Origin of the sequence: Alteromonas stellipolaris (genome assembly GCF_001562115.1) — a bacterium.
Lineage (GTDB): Bacteria > Pseudomonadota > Gammaproteobacteria > Enterobacterales > Alteromonadaceae > Alteromonas > Alteromonas stellipolaris.
Map to the genome: position 1 here is coordinate 1,915,445 of NZ_CP013926.1, position 24,510 is coordinate 1,939,954.

Here is a 24,510-nt window from a genome sequence, read left to right on the forward strand (position 1 = left end):
GCAGTTGATTGGTCATACTTGTCGATGTAGCATGCCTTCGTGCTTACATTAACGCACCCCACCCGCCTTTATGCTGTTGGGTAACGAAGAAAAAGCAATACTGGACTGATTTACGCATGAAGTTGCAACATTTATTAATAATTTTAGGTTTAACCCTTACATCAAGCGCTTGTTCTAACTGGATTTATCGTATTGATGTGCCTCAAGGTAACTTTCTCGATCAACGAGACGTTTCAAAACTACGCATCGGCATGACTAAAGAACAAGTTATCTATGTGCTTGGTAACCCAGTAGTACAAGATTCTTTTGATGATGATACTTGGTACTACGTTTACGACATGAAGCGCGGCATGAAAAAACGCGGTGAAGATTTCCAAAAGCAAATGGTTATTACATTTGAAGACGGCAAAGTAACATCAGTAGAAGGTGACTTTGAACTGTCTGAAGATTTTAATACGCCGCTAGACAGTTAAGTGTTAATAGAGTTAAGTACCAATAAACTTGAGTACAAAAAACTACCAAACGATATATAGCGAAGGAGCTTTTGTTTATGAACAGATTGCTCCTAGCTTGATATTGTTTTACTCAGGTTGCTTTACACAAATTTCTCCCCCCTATTAATCTGTAACCCTCACATGTTAAAGGAATATGTTAATGGAACACGATTTTTGGCATAGCAAGTGGCATAAAAATGAAATTGGTTTCCATGAACCTGAGGGCAATGCACTTCTCGTTAAGCATGCCGATACCTTATTAGCTGCTGTCTCACCGCGAATATTCGTTCCGTTATGCGGTAAAACTAAGGACATCCATTGGTTGCTTGCTAACGGCTGCGAAGTGGTAGGTGCTGAGTTAAGTGAAATTGCGATCACGCAATTATTTACGGAGCTGGATATTGAGCCAGAGATCACGACCGTAGGTAGCCTTAAGCTTTTTAAAAATGGCCCGCTAAGTATTTTTGTTGGTGATATTTTTGAGCTAACCGACGAAACACTAGGTAACGTAACCGGTGTTTATGACAGAGCCGCATTGGTCGCATTGCCGACCGCGCTTCGCGAGAAATATGCAGCGCATATTTGTACCATCACCAAACTAGCCCCTATCCTTTTGATAAGCTTCGATTATGACCAATCCGTCATGCCAGGCCCTCCATTTTGTGTTGACGAAACAGAAGTGACTCGCTTATATAATGCCAGTTATTCTATTTCGCTACTTGAACGTGAACCGCTAGAAGGTGGCCTTAAAGGTAAAGTGGCTGCAGACTCATTGGTCTTCAATCTTCAACCTGAAGCATAATTAGTAAGGTTAAAAGGAGATGCCATAAGCGTTAGAACGTGCCCACTTTTGCAATATTGCCTAAAACGTTGCTTAACCCAACATTCACTATTGTGACGTAAATGCGATAACTTGCTCTAGACCAAATAACAATGCACCAATTAATCCTCCCACCAAAGTGCCATTGATTCGTACCTTTTGAAGATCACGCCCAATATTAAGCTCAATTTGCTCAGCCATTTCGTTCTCATCCCAACTATTGATAGTATCTTCAATATGCTTGGTTAGAAAGTCAGCCAATTCTGGTGCCATGTACTTACCAGCTTCTCCAATATGGCGGTCAAATGCGCTCGATAGGCGTTCATCAGTGGTTAAAGAGTGACCTAGTTCATTTAGCCAATGTGTCACTTTGGTTTCTGCTTTACCGCTTTCGGCGGTTAACGATTCAAGCATACGACCGTGTAACGATACCCAGCTTTTATTTAAGAACGCTTTAAGGGCAGGGTCATGAACCAGTTGCTCTTTATAATTATTGATACGTTGTGCCATCGACTCACTAGTTTGCACTTCGTGTAAAAAGTCATTTACCTGCTCGTCAAACGCGTGTCTTAGTGGATGATCATCATCGGCATACACATCATCAAGTACGCGAGAGACCGCTTTTACCGCGATCAGTGCTCCCCGCTCACTCAACCAGGTTGAGGGTAGAAGTTTTTCTAAACGGTTATGCTCTGTTTTAAGCCAATCTATAAGTGTTGCGGCAATATATTCCTGTGTTTCAGGCTCACCCATTAATTTAGCAACGTTTCCTAGCAACTTGTCTAATACAAGCTGATGATGGCGCTCTCGGGTAATACTGCTTAACACAGTAGCTATCAGCTGTTGTAGGTCGAGTTGATTAATTCCTTTTTCTGCCGTTTTTCCAATAAAGGCTTTAACCGGTTTGTCATCCACTAAACGAAGAATACCGGCAAGTGCATCACATAAAAATCGACTTAATTTTTTCGCATGTTGAGGGTCTTCCAACCATCGTCCGGCCCCTTTCGCAGGCTGGCTAGATGCTATGAGCGTTTCAATGGCACTCGCATGAAAAAACTTCTCTTTTACAAATTGTGATAGGTTTTGCGCTATCACTTTTTTATTGCTTGCGACAATATTGGTATGAGGGATGGGATATCGTGCTGGTATAGGCTTGAAAAGCGCTGTCACCGCAAACCAGTCAGCGAGCCCACCGACTAACGCGGCTTCACTGGCCATTTTTATAAGCCCCAACCATTTAGCACCCGCCAAGCTGGGAACGTAAACTTGAGTAATAATGGCACTAACGAAAACACCCGCGGCTATCAATAAGCAAATTAATGCATTTTGCTTTGCTCGCTTTAACTGCGAATGTTTGTCGTGCATAAATTACATCCTTTTACCAAGTTCATCTAAAATTTGCTCACCATCTTCTTTAAAATACGGGCCTTGTGGCCATGAAGGTAGTAAATCGAGTACTTTTTCACTCGGGCGGCATAATGCCACACCTTTTTCTGTGCAAACTATAGGCCTATTTACCAAAACCGGATGTTTCAACATAGCATCAAGCAAAATATCATCTGATACCGATTCATCCAATAACCCCAACTCTTCTGCAGGTGACTTTGTTGTTCTAAGCGCTTGTCTAGGAGTTAAACTAGCGGCAGCAAACAACCCAAGTAACTGAGAGCGAGTCCAACCTTCTTTTATAAAATCTACAACAATCGGCGAGTAACCAGCATCTTCAATAATTTTTAATACGTTACGAGATGTGCCGCAAGCGGGGTTATGGTGAATAACAATCATAAAAATAGCCCTTGAAAGAGAAATTACTTAATAAATTAATTATTCACACCATAACACATATGGTATTTCATATTTATTATCATTTAAGTGTGTGTCCAATTAGCTTTATATGGCAGTTTAATTTTTTCGAGTGACTGTCCTTTATGTCGTCTTGTCGTATATGTGTGTGTCCGACGAATCTCGTATATGTGTGTGTCCGACGAATTTCGAGTGTGTGTCCAATTATCGAATAGCTGCCAGCGCTACTTTTACTATCAGCTTCTTACAGCGCTTAATTGTTCAAATTAAAACCAACCGAAAACCTAACAATTGGTGTATTTCGCTATTATCTAGCGAAGTTTTTAAAAGCCATAATTAAGACATGATATGAAAAATTGTAAACCACTGATAATTATAAAAATTTACTCTTGGCATACTCTGTGAAAGATGATTGTGAAAGATAATCAGATTTTAACGCGTAATTTATAACGCTAAACAACACTCAAAAGGCTTTTTGATGAAAAAAACACTTATTGCCAGCACCCTATTTTTTGCAGCTACAACAATGCTTTCAGGTTGCGTCGTCCATGTTGGCCACGCCAATGCTCAAGAGGGCGAAGATATTAGTAGCGTATTTGGTAGCGTAGATGTAGCAACACATCGTTCAGTAGGCGACCTTTCATCAGTCAATGGCGATGTATCACTTGAAGATCATGCCCAAGCCGAAGATATTAGTGTTGTAAATGGCAGTGTAGAAATGGGTTCTCACGTTCGTGTTGATGAAATCAACATCGTCAATGGCGACCTTGATGCTGGTTCCCATCTGCATGTAGCCAACACTATTGAAACGGTTAACGGCGATATAAACATTGAACAACAAAGCACGATTCAAGGCAGCGTAGAAACCGTTAATGGTGATATTCAAATTGCTGGCAGCATAGTGGATAGCAATATTGAGAGTATGAATGGAGACATCACCCTTAAAGGCTATACCTTGGTTAAGGGCGACATTATTTACAAAATACGTGACGAAGGCTGGCTAGAGAGAAATAGCACAAAACCTAAGCTCACGATTGAAGCTGATGTGTCTATCGGCGGTTCAATAATTCTTGAACGCCCGGTAAATTTGGATATTGCGAGCCCTGCTCTACAAGAAAAAGTGATTGTCAGTTATTCGTCTAGCAAGTAAGGTCTTGGCATTATCCCAAATGTAGACTGGTATGAACGAAAAACAGAAAATGTTATCCGGTGAACTTTACTATCCTAACGATCGTGAATTAACCGGGTTGCGTAAGTCCTGTCGGGTACAACTAGATGAGCTTAATGCTACATGTCAAACTGAGCACAAAGCCCGTACCCGTCAATTAAAGGCGCTTTTTGGCACTACAGGCAAGCGCTTATACATAGAGTCGTCTTTTAAGTGCGACTATGGTGAAAACATTCATGTAGGTGAAAACTTTTACGCTAATTTTAATTGCGTAATATTGGATGCTGCCAAGGTGACTATTGGCGATAACTGTATGATTGCACCGCAAGTGGGTATTTACACCGCAACACACCCTATCGACCCCGCCTCCAGACAAACTGGTATTGAGTTCGCTAAGCCTATCACTATTGGTCACAATTGTTGGATTGGTGGTATGGCGGTGATAAACCCAGGCGTTACCTTGGGCGATAATGTAGTAGTGGCTTCAGGAGCTGTAGTTACCAAGAGTTTCGGCGATAATGTTGTTATTGGCGGTAATCCGGCCAAAATCATTAAACACGTTGAGGTTGGCGAGGTATAGACCCTCATATTTGTACAGAACTTATGTATCTCTTTACCGGTAACCCTCCCACCAAGCTATTGGTGAGAGGGTTATAAGTGTTTATTTAATGATAAGAGCCTAATCCCACTTGGGCGCGAAGTCTGGATTAACGATACGCTCACCGTTATCTAACTCATCGATGCGGGTAATATCATCATCCGTTAGTGAAAGTTCGGTATAAGAGAAATTTTGCGCCAAGTGCTTTTTATTGGTTGAAGAAGGAATGGTATTTATCCCTTTTTTATCTAACCATGCCAATACCACTTGAGCTGGGCTAGAGTCATGCGCATCTGCAATAGCCGTTAATGTGTCATCTTTCATTACATCACCGACGGCAAAAGGCATATAAGCCGTTACGCCAATACCGCGCTCTTCACAAGCTTGTACAACCTGACGGTTCTGCATGAACGGGTGAAGCTCAATTTGGTTAGTGTATATCTCACCTTTACCTAGAATTTCTTCAGCCCGTTTAATCTGATCTATCGTGAAGTTAGACACCCCGATATGACGGGTCAAACCAAGCTCTTTAGCCTGCTTTAAACGCATGAGGTAGTCTTCAAGGGAAATATCGTCACCTGGGTAAGGCCAGTGAATGAGCAGTAAATCGACATATTCCACTTTTAGCTTCGACAGACTCTCGTGAACGCTAGGAATAAACTTATCTTCACTTAATGATTCATACCACACCTTGGTGGTAATGAATAAATCAGAGCGAGCGATGCCGCTGGTTTTAATAGCGTCGCCAACAAGCTCCTCGTTTTTGTATATTTGCGCGGTATCTACATGCCTGAAACCTACATCTAGTGCATCAGTTACAGCATTGAGTGCAGTATCACCTTCCAAACGAAATGTTCCCATTCCTAACTGAGGCATATCTTTCATATCAGTCTCCTTTTTTGTGCACGTTTATCAAATCATTGATGTTTTGTTCCTACGCACTCAAACCACGGGGAGATCGAATTCATTGAAAAAAGTTAGTCCATGCAATAAGAGCATCAGCATTAATTCGAATGTTCGCCTATCTGCATCGAAAATGATAAAAAAAGTGGAAAATGGATTTACGAAAAAGTATCCTGCCCGCCACTAAATACATGCCTTGAAGTCCTAATGTTTAACCGTTTTTACCTGCTGATAAGTTTATGCATTCCTGTCAGTAACTTAGCTATAGCGTCAGATATTAAACACCTGCGTGTCGGTGTTGAAGCTATGAATTATTACCCTGTAATGGACTTTACTACCCCGCAACATCGCGGTTTATTAAGCGATATCATGACGGATTTTGGCGATCTGCATAATATTTCTTTTGAGTACATTCCCCTCCCCTTGCAACGGTTCAATCATTGGTTCGAAGACAATGCTATTGATTTTCGCTTACCTGACAACCCCAGATGGACGCAAAGCATTACCGCAGGCCTTATTTACGGTGAAGCGTTAGTAACAGTATGTGATACCTCGGTTGTGCTCACTGAAAACAGTGGCATTCCAATGAATGAGGTTACTCGACTCGGTTTATTAAATGGCTTTACCCCCGCCGAAAAATGGCAAAAAAAGCGTACTGACGGCACGCTGACTATTGCGAATGAGCGTTCGGTTCGTATCCTTACTCGCATGCTGTTAAACGGCTTAGTGGATGCTATTGATTTGAATATTGCGACAATTAAAAGTGAATTGGTGTCGCTGGGCTTACCTGAAGATTTAGTGGCGGTCGCAAAGAATATTCCTGCTAACGGAGTAAAGTATCGTATATCTACCCAGTCTCAACCAGATGTGTTAGCTAAACTTAATCGTTATGTGATTGAAAACCGAGACTCAATAAATGCTAGGGCTCGTGAGTACGGCATTGCTGCTGGAACAAATTGCGACTAACTGTTTTAGCGGTAGGCTTTCGAAGCGTAAACTTGATATACATATCAGCGGACTTGATTGACACAGCAGAGCACTTGATTGGCACAGCAGTACCAGAAGGATAATTTTGTAAAAAAACGGGCAAAGCCCGTTTTTTCTAATCAATTTATTCAGATTGCTATTAACGCTTAGGCGTTCTCGCTACCCGCTTTTTAACACCGCCATTTTCTTTACGTACCTTGTGCTTTTTCACAGAGCGACGCATACGGCTTAAACGTGCATGATCTAATTTGCCTTGGCGTACATCCACCATGGTTTGCGTTTCTTCAGGTAATTGCACAATGTCACGTAGTGAGTTTACATCTTCTAAACCCAGCTCTACCCAAGCGCCTTGTGGCAAACGCTTTTGTAAGTCCATGGGACCGTATTTAACACGGATTAATCGGCTTACCTGCACACCTTGAGATTCCCACAAGCGTCGTACTTCTCGGTTACGCCCTTCTTTAAGCGTAACGTTGAACCAACGGTTCATGCTTTCTTCTTCAGAGCCTGGAGGGGCAACTTTACCCGAGATACTTAAAAACTTAGCTTCACCGTCTTCAAGTTGAACGCCCTTTTTCAAAGTATTCAGCGTTTGATGCGTTACGTCACCAAATACACGTACAGCGTATTCGCGCTCTACTTCACACTTAGGGTGCATCAAACGGTTTGCAAGCTCACCATCGTTGGTAAACAACAATAGGCCGCTTGTGTTCATATCTAAACGCCCTACCGCAATCCAACGGCCCATACGAATAGCAGGTAAACGGTCAAACACCGTGTCACGCCCTTCAGGGTCGTGGCGGCTGCATAACTCGCCTTCAGGCTTGTTATACATTAAAACGCGGCATACAGGCTGTTCAGTTTGACGAGACAACAAGTGTCCATCAACACGAATCTGGCCACTTTCGTCAACACGGTCGCCCAATGTTGCCAATGTACCATTCACCGAAACGCGGCCTTGTTCAATCCAACGTTCCATTTCTCGTCGCGAGCCTAGCCCTTGATTAGCTAGTACTTTTTGCAACTTTTCAGTCATTTGTATCACTCTTTATTTGCTTGTTTTCGGTCGCACGGTCTGTTACCTCAGACGGTGCCTCATTTAACACCTTAAGCGACGAGGTGGACTCAGTACTTTTTGCCATTTCATCAAAGGCATCGGAATTGGGAAGCTCCGACAATGATGAAAGCGAAAAGTAATCTAAAAAAGTATGGGTGGTGGCATATAAAGCTGGCCTGCCTGGCACTTCTTTATGCCCCACTACTTTTACCCATTCTCGTTCTGTGAGTGTCTTCATTATACTACTGCTTACCGCTACGCCTCTTACTTGCTCAATTTCTCCACGAGTAATAGGTTGACGATAGGCAATAAGTGCCAAAGTTTCCAACATAGCGCGGGAATACTTTGGGGCAGTTTCCTGCCATAGTTTGCTCAACCACGGACTTAACGCATCCACAGATTGAAATCGGTAGCCACTGGCTACCTTAACTAATTGTATACCCCTAGGTTGATAATCTAAGGTTAGCTCATTAATGACTGTTTTTAAGGTTCTCTCTGCAACCGTAAAGTCACTTAGCACCGTATCTCTTAATTGCTGAATAGACACAGGGGCATCGGCAACGAAGATGGCGGCTTCAACCAGTTGTTTTAATTGAGCTGTTTTAATTTTTTTCATTATTACTCAACGCTGCTGCCTAATTTTACATGAATTCGGGCGTAAGGACCTGCCTGAATACAAAAAATCAGTTGTTCTTTTACCAATTCTAAAATGGCTAGGAAGCACACCACCACACCAGCGCGACCTTCTTCCACCGTAAACAACCCCTCTAGTGGCGTAAATTCATTGGCGTTTATCAAACTAAGAATTAACGACATACGTTCACGGGTACTTAAGGCTTCGCGGGCAATAGTATGGTGTTCAAAAGCCGCCGCCCGCTTCATAGCCCCACTAAACGCGAGTACAATTTCCACTAGGCTTATCTCTGGCTCAATTCGCACTGGAGAAACACTGTCGGCCACCAGCACATGGGTATCAAATATGTCTCGTTCTAAACGAGGTTGGATATCCAAGTCTTCAGCAGCTTGTTTAACCAGTTCGTATTCTTTTAGTCGCCTAATAAGTTCAGCGCGAGGATCGTCTTCTTCGTCGCTATCGCTACTGCGTTTTGGTAGCAATAACCGTGATTTTATCTCAGCTAAAATAGCCGCCATTAACAGATATTCTGCCGCTAGTTCTAACTTTAACGACATCATAGCATCGACATATTCCATGTATTGCTTAGTGATTGTGGCCACCGGCAAGGTAATAATATCGAATTTTTGCTTTCGTATAAGGTACAGCAGAAGATCAAGCGGCCCTTCAAACGTTTCTAAAATAACTTCTAGTGCATCAGGCGGAATAAATAAGTCTTCAGGCTTTTCTATTAACGCCTCGCCGTGAATAAATGCGAGCGGAAGCGGCTGCTGAATGGGCGATTGCTCACTGCTCATCGGTACACACTATTCAAATGGGGCTGGGTCGCCCGTGCCACGGCGCAAAATGACAGGGGTATCTTCAGATAAATCAATAACGGTAGTAGGCTGCTCGCCTAAATACCCGCCATGAATAATAACCCCAACCTGCTTTTCTAAATTATCGCGAATAACGTCAGGATCTGATTCTGCCATGGTATTACCAGGCAAAATAAGCGAGGTAGACATCAGCGGCTCGCCAAGGGTTTCAAGCAGCGCTAACGCAATGGCGTTATCAGGCACACGGATACCGATGGTCTTACGCTTCGGATTTTGCAAACGCTTGGGCACTTCACGGGTGGCTTTTAGTACAAAGGTGTATGACCCTGGCGTGTTATTTTTAATTTGTCTAAATGCGGTGTTGTCTACTTTAGCGTAAATAGATAATTCAGACATATCTCTGCACATGAGCGTGAAGTTATGATCTTTACCAATCTCTCGAATGCGGCATAGTTGCTCTAACGCTTTTTTGTCTTCCATCTGACAACCAATGGCATAGCCAGAATCGGTAGGATAAACCACTACCGCCCCTTCACGGATAAGCTCACAAGCTTGGTTCAACAAACGTTGCTGAGGGTTTTCAGGATGAATATAGAAAAACTGACTCATAATAATGTCCTGTTCATGCCTATTGCTTCGCCTCTTTTCCTATTTAGCTAGTGGAGCGCTATTAATAGAAAGCGGCTAATGGAAAGTAGCTAATGCAACGCTGGTGGCAGCTAGTTGCTAACACTTTGCTAGTTACTACTAGTTACTAACACTAGGTGCAGATTGGTTCACCGCGTCAGCAAACCCCTCAACCACTGGCCAATCGTGCCATATTGGCGTTAAGTTACTGCTAATACCCAAATTCTTACCTAGCTCGGTCCATCGTGATGGAAAGTGAAAATCAGAGCCTGCCGAAGCCAATAGATCATGGCTAGCGGCGAGTTCATTCACCAGTGCTTGCTTATCTTTACTAATGCCGGGAAACGCGGTTTCAATAGCATCGCCACCCGCTTGGGCAAATAAATCAACCAATCTGCGTAACCATTTTGCGGTCATGTCGTAATGAACGGGGTGTGCTAGCACGGCTTGTCCACCCGCGCCTTGGATCCACTCAATAGCAGTTTCCACACTAGGCCAATCCGCTTTTACTGCTGCACGCTTGCCTTTGCCTAAATACTTTTTAAAGGCCGCATTCATGGTGCCAACACCATAGTTATTCACCAGCACGCGAGCAAAATGTGCACGAGTGACCTGCCCTTCGCCAGCTAATGCCATGGCACGTGGAAGTACCCCTTCAAAACCGCATTTACCTAACTTTTCAGCTATTTTTTCTGCTCGAGCTTGGCGTGTTTGTGCTTGGCCTTCTAGTTGCGCTAAAAACGTTGGGTTGGTTCTGTCAACATTTAACCCCACAACATGAATATCGAAACCATGCCAATTGGTGGAAATTTCAACACCATCGATAATTTTTAACGGACGTTTTTGTTTCGCTTGCGTGTTATGCGCCATTTCTAACCCTGCCACTGTGTCGTGGTCAGTAATGGCTAGCACGTCAACCTGCATGGTGTGTGCGCGCAATATAAGCTCCTCTGCAGTGAGGTGCCCATCGGAGAATTTGGTATGGCTGTGGAGATCTATTTTCAAAGGCTTTTCAATAATTGGTTGACACAAAGGTGAATTTGTTTTCTTCTATACGCACAAGTATACAGATTTACGCCTTCGATAACTATCGATGTTCGTACAAGATTGAACCAAACACGAGTTTATTCATGCAATTAATGACAATCACAACAGCAACAACTATTGCTTCTTGGTGGTGGCACTCCCTAGATTAACGGGTGGTGTGCGCATTTGTGCGTGAATAAAACACAAAAGGCCCGTATTTACGGGCCTTTTTTTTTATCTTTTTGCAGTCGGAGAGTGGCAAAAATGAGTTTAGCGGAACTGGGCACAACCCCAGGCAAAGTGGAAACAATTGAGCAAGTTGGGCATTACATCGACGACCCTCTTGCAGCCTTCGCACATATTTGTGCCAAACGTCCTAATGCCTTGTTGTTAGAGTCGGCAGAAATTGACTCTAAAGACGATTTACAAAGTTTATTGATGGTTCAAGCGGCCCTGCGCTTAGAATGCAATGGCAACCGTGTTGAAGTTAAGGCCCTAACGGCAAACGGCGCTTCCGTACTGCCTATTTTTAAAACGCAGTGCCCTGATGGGGTAACATGCGTTGACAGTACCGAAACTTCAGTTACCTTAATATGTGAATCAGCGGATGCGCAACTAGACGAAGACAGTCGCTTAAAGTCTGCCAGTGTGATGGATACCTTGCGTATTATCGTGAAAAAAATCACGCCTATTCGTCAACACCCTCACGCGCTCTTTTTAGGCGGTGTTTTTGCCTATGACATGCTGGCAGGGTTTGAATCGCTCCCTCACGTAGAAGATGGCGAGAATGATTGTCCAGATTTTGTTTTTTACTTGGCAGAAACGCTTATTACGGTAGATCACCAAACTCGTGAAACCCACTTGATTGGCAGCGTTTTTAGCGGCGAAGACGTGGCTCAGCAATATTTTGGCATTTCCCAGCGTTTAGAATCATTGCACCAACAATTGCAGTCTATGCCTGAGACACCCACCTTAACCTCAGGTTCTGGTATTGATGGCGCTGTTAGTCATGAAGAGACTGCAGTAAGCGTAGATAAAAGCGATGAAGAATTCTGCAACAATGTGCTTGAGCTAAAACAGCACATTCTTGCAGGAGATATTTTCCAAGTGGTTCCATCGCGAACGTTCTCACTGCCTTGCCCATCACCGCTTCTAGCTTATGCGCACTTAAAAGAACAAAACCCCAGCCCTTATATGTTCTATATGCAAGATGAAGCCTTTACTATTTTTGGTGCTTCACCGGAATCAGCGCTTAAATACGAAAGTGAAAGCAACCAAGTTGAAATTTATCCCATTGCTGGTACTCGCCCTCGCGGTAAACGCCCAGATGGCAGTATCAATCACGATTTAGACAGTCGTATTGAACTTAACTTGCGTGAAGACAATAAAGAGAAATCTGAACACATCATGCTCGTCGACTTAGCTCGAAATGATGTGGCGAAAGTAAGCCGACCAGGAAGTCGCTTTGTAAAAGACTTATTGAAAGTAGACCGCTATTCTCATGTTATGCACCTTGTTTCTCGTGTTGTCGGCCAACTTCGTGATGACTTAGACGCGCTGCACGCGTATCAAGCATGTATGAACATGGGCACTTTAGTGGGTGCGCCAAAAGTAAGTGCCGCTACATTGATTCGTGAAGTAGAGCAAAAACGTCGTGGCAGTTATGGAGGCGCAGTAGGCTATATAAATGGCCAAGGTGATATGGATACCTGCATTGTTATTCGCTCGGCATTCGTGAAAAACGGCCGCGCATTCATACAGGCAGGTGCCGGTGTAGTTTACGACTCTGTTCCACAAGCTGAAGCTGATGAAACCCGTGCAAAAGCGCAAGCTGTTATTAGCGCGGTTAGCGCAGCACTTAAAGCGGAAGCGGAGACACAAGCATGAGTATGTCTATGATCAACAAAACCACCTTATTCTTGCTCGATAACGTCGACTCTTTTACCTATAACTTGGTAGATGAATTACGCGCGCTAAATTTAGAAATTAACGTATATCGCAATACCGTATGCGCCGATATGTTATTTGAGAAAATGCAAGAGCAAGCCACCAAGGGCCCAGTATTGCTAATGCTATCGCCGGGCCCAGGCGCACCAAGCGAAGCGGGCTGTATGCCAGCTTTACTTGAAAAAGTTGCAGGTACCTTTCCTGTACTAGGCATTTGCTTAGGCCATCAAGCCATTGTTGAATACTATGGCGGCATTGTGGGTCGCGCCACCCAAGTTATGCATGGTAAAAGTTCTGCTATTACTCATTCAGAAAAAGACATGTTTACAGACCTGCCACAGCCATTACATGTAGCTCGTTATCATTCATTAGCCGCACAAACACTCCCTGACGCCCTTGAGCCCTGTGCGTCTTGCGTTAACGACGATGGTTCTGAAACCGTCATGGCCGTGTTTAATAAAACTGATAAAATGCTGGGCTTTCAATTTCACCCTGAGTCGATATTAACGGCCCAAGGTAGTGTGCTGCTGAAGCAAAGCATCGACTATTTAACGCAACAAGGATAAAGCCATGTTTGACGCTACCCCATTACTTGAAAAACTTATCAAACAAACGGCGCTGTCTCAAACCGAAGCTTACACGTTGTTCAACAGCATTATGCACGGTGAACAAAGCGAAGCCGTTATTGCAGCCGTGCTCACAGCACTAAAAATCAAGCATGAATCACCAGGTGAAATTGCCGGTGCGGCTAGCGCCATGGTGGCGAACGCCAAGCCATTTCCTGCCCCCACCTACCCGTTCGCCGACATCGTAGGCACAGGCGGAGATGGACATAACACCATTAATATTTCGAGCGCAGCAGGGGTTGTTGCAGCTGCGTGCGGCGTGAAAGTGGCCAAACATGGCAACAGAAGTGTATCAAGTAAATCTGGCTCCGCCGATTTGTTCAAACAATTCGGGTTAAACTTGGAAATTACGCCAGAATTGTCGAGAAAATGCTTAGATGAAGCAAATTTCACATTTCTTTTTGCGCCGGTTTATCACGCGGGCATGCGTTTCGCAGCCCCCGTCCGAGCTGCCCTGAAGACCAGAACCTTGTTCAACATACTAGGTCCACTAGCCAACCCAGCGGGCCCAACACATGGTGTGTTCGGCGTATACTCTCCCGAACTGCTTGAACCTTACGCAAAAACCCTTATGCTTCTTGGCCAACATCGCGCCATGATTGTTCATGGCGACGGCTTAGATGAACTTGCTCTGCATGGGGAATCTATCATTTACGATCTTGAGCACGGTGATATTCGTAAGTTAACCGTTACCGCTGAAGACTTTGGCCTTTCCTCATACCCGTTATCGGCCATTGAGGGCGGTGAGCCAGAAGAGAATAAGAAATACATTGAAGCCGCGTTAGCTGGTGAAGGCCAAGAGGCCCACCGCGCTGCCATCGCCATGAATTGCGGAGCCCTACTAAAAGTTACCGGTACCGCCGATTCATTTAAAGACGGCACCGAAATGGCTATGCAAGCGATGAAAGACGCAAAACCTTTGGCGGTATTAAACCAGGTTGCCAAAATCAGTCAGGAGGTCAGCACTGATGCCTAATGTGCTAGAAAAAATTGTTGCCGATAAACGCATTGAAGTTGATGCCAGAAAGACGGCTTTGCCCCTTGAAAGCTTTAAAGCAGATTTAGTGCCTTCAAATAAAAGCTTGTTTGATGCGCTGAGTGAACCGACTGCGGGCTTTATATTTGAATGTAAAAAAGCCTCGCCTTCAAAAGGGCTTATTCGCGAACATTTCGACCTAGACGAAATTTTAGCCGCATACACACCCTATGCAGCGGGCATTTCAGTGCTTACCGACGAGAAGTATTTTCAAGGTAAATTTGAATATTTGGCCTACGTTACAGAACGTGTATCACAGCCTGTATTAAACAAAGATTTCTTTATTGATACTTATCAGGTTTATTTGGCTCGTCATTATAACGCCGATGCCGTGTTGCTAATGTTAAGCGTGTTAGACGATACGCAATATTGTGAACTTGCCACCGTGGCCAATAGCTTGTCGTTAGATATTCTGACGGAAGTAAGCAACGAAGAAGAAATGCATCGCGCCATTGCCCTTGAAGCAAACATCATTGGCATTAACAACCGTAACTTACGCGACTTATCCACCGATTTAGCGACTACAGAACACTTGGTGCCTATGCTGGAAAAGGCCACGCACGACTTTGTTGTGATTTCAGAGTCTGGCATTTATACCCATGAAGATGTACTTCGCTTAGCCCCGCTTTGCCAAGGTTTCTTAGTAGGCAGTGCACTTATGTCGCAAGCTAATTTAAATCGCGCTGTTCGCAGCGTAATTTACGGTTCGGTAAAAGTGTGCGGGTTAACCAGTGTTGCACAAGCAAAACTTGCATTTGAAAGTGGCGCCAGTATGGGCGGGCTGATTTTTGCTGAAAAATCACCTCGCTGCGTGACCGAATCTACTGCAAAAGATATCGTAGCAACCGTTGAAGGCGATTATGTGGGTGTGTTTGTAAATCACGACATCGATGAGGTTGCCAAGTTAGCTAAATCGCTCTCGTTAGCCGCCGTTCAATTACACGGCAATGAAGATGCAGCATATCGAGCAACGTTGAAAGACGCCCTGCCAGTAGGTTGTGAGATATGGCAAGCCGAAGGCGTTAAAGGCGCATTGCCTGAGTATTTACCTCAATTATTAGAAGACGAAAATATCGATTATGTACTGCTGGATTGCCAAGTAGGTAATGCGAAAGGCGGTACAGGGGAAAGCTTCGATTGGCGATTGTTAGACAATATTGCCAACAAGCAAAAAATCATTCTAGCCGGTGGAATTAACGCTACCAACATTGCCCAGGGCATTGAGGTAGGCTGTGCAACCATCGACATAAATTCAGGGGTAGAAAGTGCCCCAGGCGAAAAATCGGCTGAAAAGTTAGCCGAACTATTTTCAATTTGTCGCCGCTATTAACACTTAGGACAACGCATGAATCAATTAGAGACAAAATTTGGAGAGTTCGGTGGCATGTATGTGCCTGAACTACTTATTCCTGCACTGGACCAACTAGAAAAAGCGTTTCTAGATGCGAAAGATGATCCTAGCTTCAATAAAGAGTTTTTGGGGTTATTAAAAGATTACGCAGGTCGCCCAACAGCAATGACGCTAACCCGCAATTTGGTGAGCAACCCTAAGGTAAAATTATACCTTAAACGTGAAGACCTACTTCACGGCGGTGCCCACAAAACAAACCAAGTACTAGGTCAGGCGCTTTTAACGAAGCGTATGGGTAAAACCGAAGTTATTGCCGAAACTGGCGCTGGCCAGCACGGCGTTGCTACGGCGTTAGCATGCGCATTATTAGGCTTAAAAGCCCGTATTTATATGGGTGCAAAAGATGTTGAGCGTCAAGCGCCTAACGTTTTCCGTATGAAGCTAATGGGTGCAGAAGTTATTCCAGTAAATGCTGGCTCTGGCACACTTAAAGATGCGGTAAACGAAGCCATGCGTGATTGGTCTGCTAATTACGATACAGCACACTACCTTTTAGGTACGGCTGCTGGCCCTCATCCATTCCCCACGATTGTACGTGAATATCACCGCATGATTGGCGAAGAAACCCGTGCACAAATTTTAGAAAAAGAAGGCCGTTTACCAGATGCGGTTGTGGCTTGTGTAGGTGGTGGTTCAAATGCCATTGGGATGTTTGCTGATTTCATCGATGAACCTTCTGTAAGACTTGTGGGTGTTGAACCTGCAGGTAAAGGGGTGCACACCAAAGAGCACGGCGCAACTATTGTGACCGGCACCAAAGGTATATTGCACGGCGCTTATACCTTCATTATGCAAGACCACGAAGGTCAAATTGAAGAAAGCTACTCAGTGTCTGCCGGATTAGACTACCCTGCAGTTGGCCCTCAACATGCTTATTTAGCGGAAACTGGCCGAGCTGAGTACGTTGCAGCTACTGATGAAGAAGCCCTTAACGCATTTCAATTACTTGCACGCAAAGAAGGTATTATTCCTGCGCTTGAGTCTTCACACGCCCTTGCACATGCATTAAACATGGCCGACGAAGCAGAGGAAGAAACCATTATTGTGGTGAATTTATCTGGCCGTGGTGATAAAGACTTGGCTCACGTAACCAAAATTTTAGGGGACAAACTGTAATGGAAAGATATGCAGAAATGTTTGCGCGCCTAGACGCAAAAAATGAAGGCGCATTTGTACCCTTCGTAATGATAGGCGACCCTGATTTAGCGCAATCTGAAGCGATTATTTGCCAATTGGTAGAAAGTGGCGCTGATGCGCTAGAGCTTGGAATACCTTATTCAGATCCAATTGCTGACGGCCCTACTATTCAAGCCGCTAGCATTCGTGCCCATAAAAGTAAGGTTTCAGTTGCTAACTGCTTTGAATTACTTGCTCGTGTACGTAGTAAATACCCACAAGTACCTATTGGATTGTTGTTATACAGCAATCTAGTAATGGCACAGTCTATTGATGGTTTTTATAAAAAAGCCAGTGATGCAGGTGTCGATTCTATTTTGGTAGCTGATGTGCCCATCCGCGAAGCTGCACCATTTCAGAAAGCGGCAGATGCTAATGGCATTTCGCAAATTTTGATTGCACCGCCGAATGCGACCGATGAAACCATGGAAAAAATTGGTGAATACTCGAAAGGCTATACTTACTTGTTAGGTAGAGCTGGGGTCACTGGCGCTGAGACTGCGGTTGAAATTCCTGCTGCTGAGTTGATTGCGCGACTAACGGCACACAAATGTGCCCCACCACTACTTGGTTTTGGTATTTCTACGCCAGCACAAGTAAAGTCGGCTATTGATGCTGGTGCAGCGGGCGCAATTTCCGGCTCGGCTACAGTGAACTTGATTGCGGCTAATCTAGACAACAATGACGCTATGCTAAGTGCATTGGGTGAGTTTGTGCAGTCTATGAAAGCGGCTACTGCAAAGGATTAAGGATTAGGAGCCATAATATGCTTTATATGATTTGTGCTAGCGATGTAGCAAACAGCTTAGAAAATCGTTTAGCCGCACGCCCTGCGCATCTAGCGCGTTTAAATACGTTAAAGGATGAAGGTAGATTAGTGATAGCTGGCCCCTTCCCTGCTATCGACAGCCCAGATCCTGGTCCTGCAGGGTTTACTGGCTCATTGGTAGTTGCAGAATTTGAATCGCTAGAAGCGGCGCAAGCTTGGGCTGATGCCGACCCGTATATTGAAGCAGGGGTTTACGAAAGCGTAATCATTAAGCCTTATAAAAAAGTGCTTCCTTAGCGGTTATTGAGCTGCCTATTTACAGCTTTATAACTAGTTAAGGCGTTATAGCAAGCTTTTTGAGCCCTTTGTGTCAATGTGCGTTAATCAAGCACTGAGCTTCGATTTTGCCAATAAAAAAGCCTGAGAGAAATGCTAATGCATTCCTTTCAGGCTTTTTTGTGTGCGACGCTAAATTGGACAGACACTAAATTGGACAGACACTCAAATCCAAACCATTTTTAAATTTGGACAGTCACTCCAATTACCCGTTTGGCAATCGGTCGGCATTTATCACTTGTCGAAACGTAAAATTGGACACACACTTATCTGAAGTGATTTAATCACAAATTAACTTTGCCATGCTCACCCATTTCATCTGGTGAAATGGTTTTGCCCGTCATCAATTTAAACATACCTTTAAGAGAAGGGTCTGCTTCCCAAATCTCGGCATCCGCCAAATTAAATCGCAGCATAAGTAGATTAGGATCGTCCTTACCCTTCTCGTACCACGCCTCAACGCCATTAGACCAATATTTATCGATAATGTCTTGGCGAGTTTCCTGAACTAAAGTTCCTCGAATGCATGCAAATACATCATGCCCTTTCGAGGAAAACTGTACCATTGCTTGGCCGCCTTCAGCGATACGATTATCTTTGGTGGTATAAAACCAAAATTCGCTATTAGCATGCTTATCGAGCTGGGCACGCATTGGCTCTGAGTGCATATTTTTACCAGTAAGACTTACCATTACGTTTGGGCTACTAGACATAGCTTCCCACATTGCTGTTTTAATATCGTGCGACATATTCCCTCCGTTGCATACAATGTAAATAAACTTATCTAACTGCAATTCACACTACGTGCCAGAATAAACATTAATCGCTACAGACGAGGCCATGAAGGGGATACATAAACAAGGCGCTCTGTAAAAACGTAAAGCGGTTCATGCTAGTACCTATAACCTATTCACTCTTACAGTAAGTTTTTCACACCAACTAAGTTCGAGAACTAACATTGGACACACACTTTAACTAGGAAAAAGGTTGGACAGTCACTCAAGCGTGAGTGGCTTCTGTCACCTATAAACTTGAAACTTGAGTGTGTGTCCAATCCAGTAGCTAGTTGAATTTCTTCTAGACTTAAGTGACTGTCCCACATTCATTCTTGCACTTCAGATTTGATACTAAGGCTTTATGTACACGCTCTATTTGGCAAGGTAGACTTATACATACATTCAGTAATGGTTCAGCTCCGGTCTATATACTAGATTCCTATCGGGCTTTACCTGCTTTTTTGGTGAGAATATATGGTGAATACACTTCGCGCGGTGGCTTTAGTGCTAACCCTGTTTATATGCAGTGGTGGTAATGCCTTTGCACAGCAGGAAAAAAGTGGCGAATTAAGCAAGAGCCAAGCTGTGGAACGTGCCCGTCAGGCCGAAGCTGGACGTGTACTTCGTGTAAGCCAAACTAACCAGAAATACCGCGTTAAGGTTTTAAAGGAGTCGGGCCGCGTAGTCTCTGTTGACGTAGACAAGCGCTCTGGAAAAGTGAAGACATCTAAGAATAATTCAAAGGATTAACATGCGGATACTCATTGCTGAAGACGACAGCCGCCTACTAACCCAGCTTGACAGCCTACTACAGCAACATGGATACAGTGTAGATTTGGCCGATAACGGCGAGCATGCGCTTTATCAACTCAATGAATATGCTTACGATTTAGCTATCATCGATATCGGCTTACCTAAAATGGACGGCTTTGAAGTTATCCGAAAAGCAAGGCAGGAGGACATACGCTGCCCCGTGCTTATCTTAACCGCTCGTGATCGCTGGCAAGAAAAAGTCGAAGGGTTAGACGCAGGAGCTGATGATTACCTTACTAAGCCATTTCACAATGAAGAGTTATTGGCACGGGTTAAAGCACTAATTCGCCGCGCCTCTGGCCAAGCAAACCCTGTCATACAGTTCGGCCCTATTTCGCTGGACACAGTCGCAGAAGAAATTACTGTAAATGATACCCCTCTGGAATTAACTGCGTACGAATACAAAGTCATGGAATACTTAATGCTGAACCCGCAGAAAGTGGTCTCGAAAACAGAGTTAACTGAGCATATTTACGATCAAGATTTTGATCTCGATAGTAACGTTATTGAAGTTTTTGTTGGCCGATTGCGTAAAAAGCTAGATCCTGAAAGTAGCTTCAAGCCCATTGAAACCCTTCGCGGGCGTGGATATAGGATTAACCGCAATCTATGAAGCATAACCGATGAAACAATTGTCGCTGAGAATACGGAGCATTCTATTAGCGATGGGCGTACTTGCCCTATTTGCACCGCTGACTGTGGTTATTTTAGATGACGCTTATACCACTAGTTTAACCCAAGCCAAGATGAGTGAACTTCGACTCATGAACCTAGGGTTGCTCTCGGCTTTTGAGCTAGACGGCGATATTCCCTTCATGCCTGAGATTTTATACGAAGAGCAGCTTAACTTACCAGGCTCTGGTTACTTAGGTGTGATTGTTTTTCGAGGGCACGTTGTGTGGCAGTCGGCTTCAGCATTAGATTACACATTGCCTGCCCCAAATCTTAACGTCAATGTAGGTAACGAGCTCTTCGTTGAATCTTACACGGCCAATTTTGACGGCAACACAGATTATTTCGCCTACGCGTTTACCGCCGAATTTGCCTCAGAAAGCAACTTCGAGCCAGTCCGTTTTTACATTTTCAATAATAAGCACCTGTTTGATGGAGAACGGGAAACCTTTATATCGGTGGTGTGGCGTTGGCTACTTATCTTGTCCGGCGGCTTGCTTGTACTGATAATAGTGGGGATAAGCCTTGTGCTTATGCCAGTAAGAAAACTTATTAGCGAAATTTCACTTACCTCTACCGGTCAGAAACAACAGCTTGATGCGCACTACCCTGTCGAATTTAATCCGTTAAAACAGTCAATTAATGAGCTGATTGAATCTGAATCTCAGCAGCGAGCTCGTTATAAAAACAGCTTGGACGACCTTGCTCATAGTTTAAAAACACCACTGGCTGTGGCTTTAGGGGTTAAAAAGCTTCCAGAGCAAGCCGTTGAATCTTTAAATCAAATTGACCAGATCATTCAACGCCAATTAAAACGTGCTAGTGCTGGTAAAACTGGGTGGCAAGCGGCTATTCCTTTGTTACCTATCATACAAAAAGTGGCTAACGCCATGGATAAAGTTTATCAGCATAAGCAATTGTCGATAACGATTGAAGCCACTAACAAGGTCGCCATAAAAGCAGACGAAACAGATATAATGGAAATGGTTGGAAATTTGTTAGATAACGCTTGTAAGGCTGCGAACTCAACCGTATTGGTTACGCTAATTAACGAAGGAAACTGGGCGGTGTTGACCATTGATGATGATGGTCCCGGCATCCCTTCGGATAAGAAACAAGCACTGTTAGAGCGTGGTACTCGATTAGATACTTACGCAGATGGACAAGGAATTGGCATGGCCTTGGTAAGCGATCTTATTGCCATCTACCAAGGTAAACTGCTTATCGAGCGCGCCCCTATTGGCGGCGCTCGCTTTATTGTGAAGTTCCCGGTTTAAGCTTTTTCTTTTTTATCGCCCGCACTAGACAATAACACCGCAAGCCATTGGCTTTCCTCTCGAGACTCCAGTGCTATTTTTACCACCATAGTCAGTGGCACCGAAAGCAGCATACCTACTGTACCCAATAACCAGCCCCAGAAAATTAATGATAAAAACACCACCAAGGTAGATAGCCCCATCCCTTTGCCCATCAGCCTTGGCTCTACCATATTACCCATAATGGTATTCACTAACAAAAAGCCCAATGCCGCCATGCCTGCTGATGCCAAACCATATTGAACAAAAGCAATAAGTACAGCTGGAAGTGCAGCGATTATTGAGCCTATATTAGGGATGAAATTCAGCATAAATGCCAATACAGCCCATAGTAGAAAATGATCGATTCCCATCACATAAAGCCACGTACCGATAATTAACCCAGTCCCTAAACTTACCACCGTTTTAATAGCCAAATAGCTATTTACTGAACGAATGAATCGGTCGATGTGCTTCAATTTCATGTCAGGGTCTGACAATGCAATGTGCAGACGTTTTGGAATGCTATCTGCCTCAAACAACATAAAAATAACCGTTAACAATATAAGGAATAAGTTCGACAATACACCGCCCATACCGCTAATAAAATTGGTCGCTACTGACATCGCGGTGGCGGGATCTAAGTGTGTGGCAATTAGCTCTTGGTTAACGTTAATATTGTATTGCGCGAGTTTTTCTATAATCCACGAAAACTCGGTATCAAGCTTAGCCCGGTATTCTGGAAGATTTTCTCTAAATTCCGTCATAGACTGTCCTACAAGGCCAGCAAGAAGAAATCCAAAGACTAGTATTAATAGTATTACTAAGGTGATAGAAAGCCATTTAGGCACGCCAAAACGTCCGGTCCAATGAATGATTGGGCTACACGCAATAGCGATAAATATTGATAAGAAAAAGGGTACCATAATTGTACTAGCGGACTTTATCCCCGCCATCACAACAACTAAACATGCGAGAACAATAAGTACTTTCGCTATGGGTGAGCGCAATTCCATGGACATTTGTGTGCTTCATTCCTAATAAAAAACTCAAACACTTTACAGTGACTTATACATAACTACAAATACGAGAATACAATGACCTTCAACTTAGCCACAATTAAAATTAAAAACCTGAGATTGAGAACTTATATTGGTATTAATGAAGATGAAATCATCAATAAACAAGACGTTATCGTCAATGTAAAAATTGATTACGATGCCCAAAGAGCGACAGACAGCGACAATATGGAAGACGCGTTGAACTATAAAGTAATTACCAAGGCCATTATAAAGCTGGTAGAGGATAACCGATTTTCATTGCTCGAAAAACTCACTGCCGACGTATTAAGTTTAGCTGCTGAACATTCATCAGTACGTTACGCCGAAGTAGAGGTTGATAAGCCTCATGCACTGCGATTTTCTGATTCGGTGTCGCTAACGCTTTCGTGTAATAAAACCGGTTGAGCGTGGTTCAGGACCTTTAATAAGCACTTATATAAGCATTTTTGCTAACTCTCTTATAGGCATATTGTATGAAAATTTTAATGACAGGCGGCACTGGTCTCATCGGTAGCGCGTTTATTGAAAAATATATAAACGAGCATCAGTTTACTGTCATAACCAGAGCACCCGAAAAAGCTAAGCGACAATTGGGAGACGATGTGGCTTTTGTTTCAGGGGTGAGTGACATTGATGATATTGGAATTTTTGATGCCATCATCAATTTAGCTGGCGAACCCATTGCCGACAAACGTTGGACAGACACTCAAAAGCAAAGAATCTGCGATAGCCGGTGGGATATTACCTCTAAAATTGTGGCAAAAATTAATAGTGCGGGCACTCCACCACCAGTATTTATCTCTGGTTCGGCCATCGGTTTTTACGGCAGTAAAGGCAGTGTTGATGTAACCGAACAAACGCCCCCCCACGAAGAGTTCACCCACGACCTTTGTGCTAAATGGGAGGCTATTGCTACCTCAGTAGCTCGCAACGAAACGCGTGTATGTACGCTTAGAACCGGTGTAGTGTTAGCTAAAAATGGCGGGGCATTGGATAAAATGGCACTGCCCTTCAAACTAGGCTTAGGTGGTAAAATAGGCAGTGGCGATCAGTATTTATCATGGATCCACATTGATGACATGGTATCGGCTATTGCATACCTGCTTGAGCATGATAGTTGCCATGGACCGTTTAATCTTACAGCTCCATCACCATCTACGAATGAAGATTTCTCGCAGACATTAGCGGCAACGCTTTCACGACCGTGTTTGTTTACCGTACCGAGCTTCGTGATGAAGATAGCTATGGGTGAATCTTCTGACATGATATTAAAAGGCCAAAAAGTGCTACCTGAAAAGCTCGTTACCTCAGGCTACACATTTACTTACCCCACTTTACAAGGTGCGCTAGAAGCAATTTATAAGTAGTGAAGCTTACTCCCACTGAGTAGGACACACACTCGAGCTAATAGCGAACAGCTAAGAACAGCTAGGACAGACACTTATAATGAACTTGAATTTATCCAATTTGAATTAAAACAGGATTGAACACAAACTTGAATTCAAGTGAAATTAGAAATTGGACACACACTCGAATTTAGGTGTGTGTCCAACATTTTGTAGGTTGGCTTGCAAAACCATTTCAAGCGAGATAGAACACTCACTTGAGTGACTGTCCGATTCACTTACATTTTAAAACGGCCTTTCCTAACTCTCGT

At 43.7% G+C, this 24,510-nt stretch carries 27 protein-coding genes; 17 read left to right on the forward strand and 10 right to left on the reverse strand.

The window, feature by feature from the left end; all coding sequences use genetic code 11:
• Positions 1 to 116 precede the first annotated feature (116 nt).
• Both AVL57_RS08010 and tmpT read left to right on the forward strand, forming a co-directional pair.
• A complete protein-coding gene (locus AVL57_RS08010; protein ID WP_057792766.1) occupies positions 117 to 473 on the forward strand; it encodes an outer membrane protein assembly factor BamE in 357 nt (118 codons plus the stop codon).
• Between the two features lie 181 nt (positions 474 to 654).
• The gene (gene tmpT, locus AVL57_RS08015) at positions 655 to 1,296 is read left to right on the forward strand and encodes a thiopurine S-methyltransferase (protein WP_057792768.1); all 642 of its coding nucleotides are present in this window, start codon (positions 655 to 657) and stop codon (positions 1,294 to 1,296) included.
• 87 nt (positions 1,297 to 1,383) lie between these two features.
• Here tmpT and AVL57_RS08020 read toward each other — a convergent pair whose 3' ends face one another.
• Entirely contained in the window at positions 1,384 to 2,679 is a 1,296-nt protein-coding gene (locus AVL57_RS08020) for a DUF445 domain-containing protein (protein ID WP_057792769.1), read from the reverse strand.
• 3 nt (positions 2,680 to 2,682) lie between these two features.
• On the reverse strand, positions 2,683 to 3,099 hold the full coding sequence (arsC, locus tag AVL57_RS08025; protein ID WP_057792771.1) for an arsenate reductase (glutaredoxin): 417 nt from the start codon (positions 3,097 to 3,099) through the stop codon (positions 2,683 to 2,685).
• Between the two features lie 496 nt (positions 3,100 to 3,595).
• Here arsC and AVL57_RS08030 point away from each other — a divergent pair, with 496 nt between their 5' ends.
• Positions 3,596 to 4,267 (forward strand): DUF4097 family beta strand repeat-containing protein, encoded by a 672-nt coding sequence (locus tag AVL57_RS08030; RefSeq protein WP_057792773.1) that lies wholly within the window; start codon positions 3,596 to 3,598, stop codon positions 4,265 to 4,267.
• Between the two features lie 31 nt (positions 4,268 to 4,298).
• Positions 4,299 to 4,865 (forward strand): sugar O-acetyltransferase, encoded by a 567-nt coding sequence (locus tag AVL57_RS08035; RefSeq protein WP_057792775.1) that lies wholly within the window; start codon positions 4,299 to 4,301, stop codon positions 4,863 to 4,865.
• A 99-nt stretch (positions 4,866 to 4,964) separates the two neighbouring features.
• Here AVL57_RS08035 and dkgB read toward each other — a convergent pair whose 3' ends face one another.
• Positions 4,965 to 5,768, reverse strand: coding sequence for a 2,5-didehydrogluconate reductase DkgB (dkgB, locus tag AVL57_RS08040; protein WP_057792778.1), 804 nt, complete (start codon positions 5,766 to 5,768; stop codon positions 4,965 to 4,967).
• Positions 5,769 to 5,993: 225 nt separating this feature from the next.
• Here dkgB and AVL57_RS08045 point away from each other — a divergent pair, with 225 nt between their 5' ends.
• Positions 5,994 to 6,752, forward strand: coding sequence for a hypothetical protein (locus AVL57_RS08045; protein ID WP_057792780.1), 759 nt, complete (start codon positions 5,994 to 5,996; stop codon positions 6,750 to 6,752).
• Between the two features lie 160 nt (positions 6,753 to 6,912).
• Here AVL57_RS08045 and rluB read toward each other — a convergent pair whose 3' ends face one another.
• The 5 genes from rluB to AVL57_RS08070 all read right to left on the reverse strand — a co-directional run bounded on the left by rluB (position 6,913) and on the right by AVL57_RS08070 (position 10,914).
• Positions 6,913 to 7,809, reverse strand: a complete 897-nt coding sequence (rluB, locus tag AVL57_RS08050; protein WP_057792782.1) for a 23S rRNA pseudouridine(2605) synthase RluB — start codon at positions 7,807 to 7,809, stop codon at positions 6,913 to 6,915.
• Positions 7,802 to 8,446: an SMC-Scp complex subunit ScpB gene (gene scpB, locus AVL57_RS08055; RefSeq protein ID WP_057792784.1), complete on the reverse strand. Its 645-nt coding sequence runs from the start codon at positions 8,444 to 8,446 to the stop codon at positions 7,802 to 7,804. Before scpB ends, rluB begins: the two co-directional genes overlap by 8 nt.
• Positions 8,447 to 8,448: 2 nt before the next feature.
• Positions 8,449 to 9,261, reverse strand: a complete 813-nt coding sequence (locus AVL57_RS08060) for a segregation and condensation protein A (protein WP_057792786.1) — start codon at positions 9,259 to 9,261, stop codon at positions 8,449 to 8,451.
• A 9-nt stretch (positions 9,262 to 9,270) separates the two neighbouring features.
• Positions 9,271 to 9,891, reverse strand: a complete 621-nt coding sequence (locus AVL57_RS08065) for an L-threonylcarbamoyladenylate synthase (RefSeq protein ID WP_057792788.1) — start codon at positions 9,889 to 9,891, stop codon at positions 9,271 to 9,273.
• Positions 9,892 to 10,029: 138 nt separating this feature from the next.
• Positions 10,030 to 10,914 carry a PHP domain-containing protein gene (locus AVL57_RS08070; RefSeq protein WP_057796249.1) on the reverse strand — a complete coding sequence of 295 codons (885 nt, stop codon included), beginning with the start codon at positions 10,912 to 10,914 and terminating at the stop codon, positions 10,030 to 10,032.
• A 285-nt stretch (positions 10,915 to 11,199) separates the two neighbouring features.
• Here AVL57_RS08070 and AVL57_RS08075 point away from each other — a divergent pair, with 285 nt between their 5' ends.
• The 7 genes from AVL57_RS08075 to AVL57_RS08105 are packed head-to-tail and all read left to right on the forward strand — an operon-like array spanning position 11,200 to position 18,197.
• Positions 11,200 to 12,822: an anthranilate synthase component 1 gene (locus AVL57_RS08075; protein ID WP_057792791.1), complete on the forward strand. Its 1,623-nt coding sequence runs from the start codon at positions 11,200 to 11,202 to the stop codon at positions 12,820 to 12,822.
• Positions 12,819 to 13,448 carry an aminodeoxychorismate/anthranilate synthase component II gene (locus tag AVL57_RS08080; RefSeq protein WP_057792793.1) on the forward strand — a complete coding sequence of 210 codons (630 nt, stop codon included), beginning with the start codon at positions 12,819 to 12,821 and terminating at the stop codon, positions 13,446 to 13,448. Before AVL57_RS08075 ends, AVL57_RS08080 begins: the two co-directional genes overlap by 4 nt.
• A gap of 4 nt (positions 13,449 to 13,452) precedes the next feature.
• Positions 13,453 to 14,484 (forward strand): anthranilate phosphoribosyltransferase, encoded by a 1,032-nt coding sequence (gene trpD, locus AVL57_RS08085; RefSeq protein WP_057792794.1) that lies wholly within the window; start codon positions 13,453 to 13,455, stop codon positions 14,482 to 14,484.
• A complete protein-coding gene (gene trpCF, locus AVL57_RS08090; protein ID WP_057792796.1) occupies positions 14,477 to 15,874 on the forward strand; it encodes a bifunctional indole-3-glycerol-phosphate synthase TrpC/phosphoribosylanthranilate isomerase TrpF in 1,398 nt (465 codons plus the stop codon). Before trpD ends, trpCF begins: the two co-directional genes overlap by 8 nt.
• 15 nt (positions 15,875 to 15,889) lie before the next feature.
• On the forward strand, positions 15,890 to 17,071 hold the full coding sequence (trpB, locus tag AVL57_RS08095; protein WP_057792798.1) for a tryptophan synthase subunit beta: 1,182 nt from the start codon (positions 15,890 to 15,892) through the stop codon (positions 17,069 to 17,071).
• Positions 17,071 to 17,880, forward strand: coding sequence for a tryptophan synthase subunit alpha (gene trpA, locus AVL57_RS08100; RefSeq protein ID WP_057792800.1), 810 nt, complete (start codon positions 17,071 to 17,073; stop codon positions 17,878 to 17,880). Before trpB ends, trpA begins: the two co-directional genes overlap by 1 nt.
• 17 nt (positions 17,881 to 17,897) lie before the next feature.
• Positions 17,898 to 18,197 carry a YciI family protein gene (locus tag AVL57_RS08105; protein WP_057792802.1) on the forward strand — a complete coding sequence of 100 codons (300 nt, stop codon included), beginning with the start codon at positions 17,898 to 17,900 and terminating at the stop codon, positions 18,195 to 18,197.
• A gap of 323 nt (positions 18,198 to 18,520) precedes the next feature.
• On the opposite strand, the gene AVL57_RS08110 is transcribed toward AVL57_RS08105, so the two are convergent.
• The gene (locus AVL57_RS08110; RefSeq protein ID WP_057792804.1) at positions 18,521 to 18,985 is read right to left on the reverse strand and encodes a pyridoxamine 5'-phosphate oxidase family protein; all 465 of its coding nucleotides are present in this window, start codon (positions 18,983 to 18,985) and stop codon (positions 18,521 to 18,523) included.
• 501 nt (positions 18,986 to 19,486) lie between these two features.
• Here AVL57_RS08110 and AVL57_RS08115 point away from each other — a divergent pair.
• The 3 genes from AVL57_RS08115 to AVL57_RS08125 are packed head-to-tail and all read left to right on the forward strand — an operon-like array spanning position 19,487 to position 21,774.
• Complete coding sequence (locus AVL57_RS08115) at positions 19,487 to 19,762, forward strand: PepSY domain-containing protein (protein WP_057792806.1); 276 nt, start codon at positions 19,487 to 19,489, stop codon at positions 19,760 to 19,762.
• 1 nt (position 19,763) lies between these two features.
• Positions 19,764 to 20,438, forward strand: a complete 675-nt coding sequence (locus AVL57_RS08120) for a response regulator transcription factor (RefSeq protein WP_057792808.1) — start codon at positions 19,764 to 19,766, stop codon at positions 20,436 to 20,438.
• A gap of 10 nt (positions 20,439 to 20,448) precedes the next feature.
• Positions 20,449 to 21,774 (forward strand): ATP-binding protein, encoded by a 1,326-nt coding sequence (locus AVL57_RS08125; protein WP_057792811.1) that lies wholly within the window; start codon positions 20,449 to 20,451, stop codon positions 21,772 to 21,774.
• Here the strand turns inward: AVL57_RS08125 and AVL57_RS08130 are convergent.
• On the reverse strand, positions 21,771 to 22,814 hold the full coding sequence (locus tag AVL57_RS08130) for an AI-2E family transporter (RefSeq protein WP_057792813.1): 1,044 nt from the start codon (positions 22,812 to 22,814) through the stop codon (positions 21,771 to 21,773). The two genes, AVL57_RS08125 and AVL57_RS08130, sit on opposite strands and share 4 nt — an antisense overlap.
• A gap of 75 nt (positions 22,815 to 22,889) precedes the next feature.
• On the opposite strand from AVL57_RS08130, the gene folX reads away from it, so the two are divergent.
• Both folX and AVL57_RS08140 read left to right on the forward strand, forming a co-directional pair.
• Positions 22,890 to 23,258, forward strand: coding sequence for a dihydroneopterin triphosphate 2'-epimerase (folX, locus tag AVL57_RS08135; protein WP_057792815.1), 369 nt, complete (start codon positions 22,890 to 22,892; stop codon positions 23,256 to 23,258).
• A gap of 68 nt (positions 23,259 to 23,326) precedes the next feature.
• Positions 23,327 to 24,220: a TIGR01777 family oxidoreductase gene (locus AVL57_RS08140; RefSeq protein WP_057792817.1), complete on the forward strand. Its 894-nt coding sequence runs from the start codon at positions 23,327 to 23,329 to the stop codon at positions 24,218 to 24,220.
• The last annotated feature ends 290 nt before the right edge of the window (positions 24,221 to 24,510 follow it).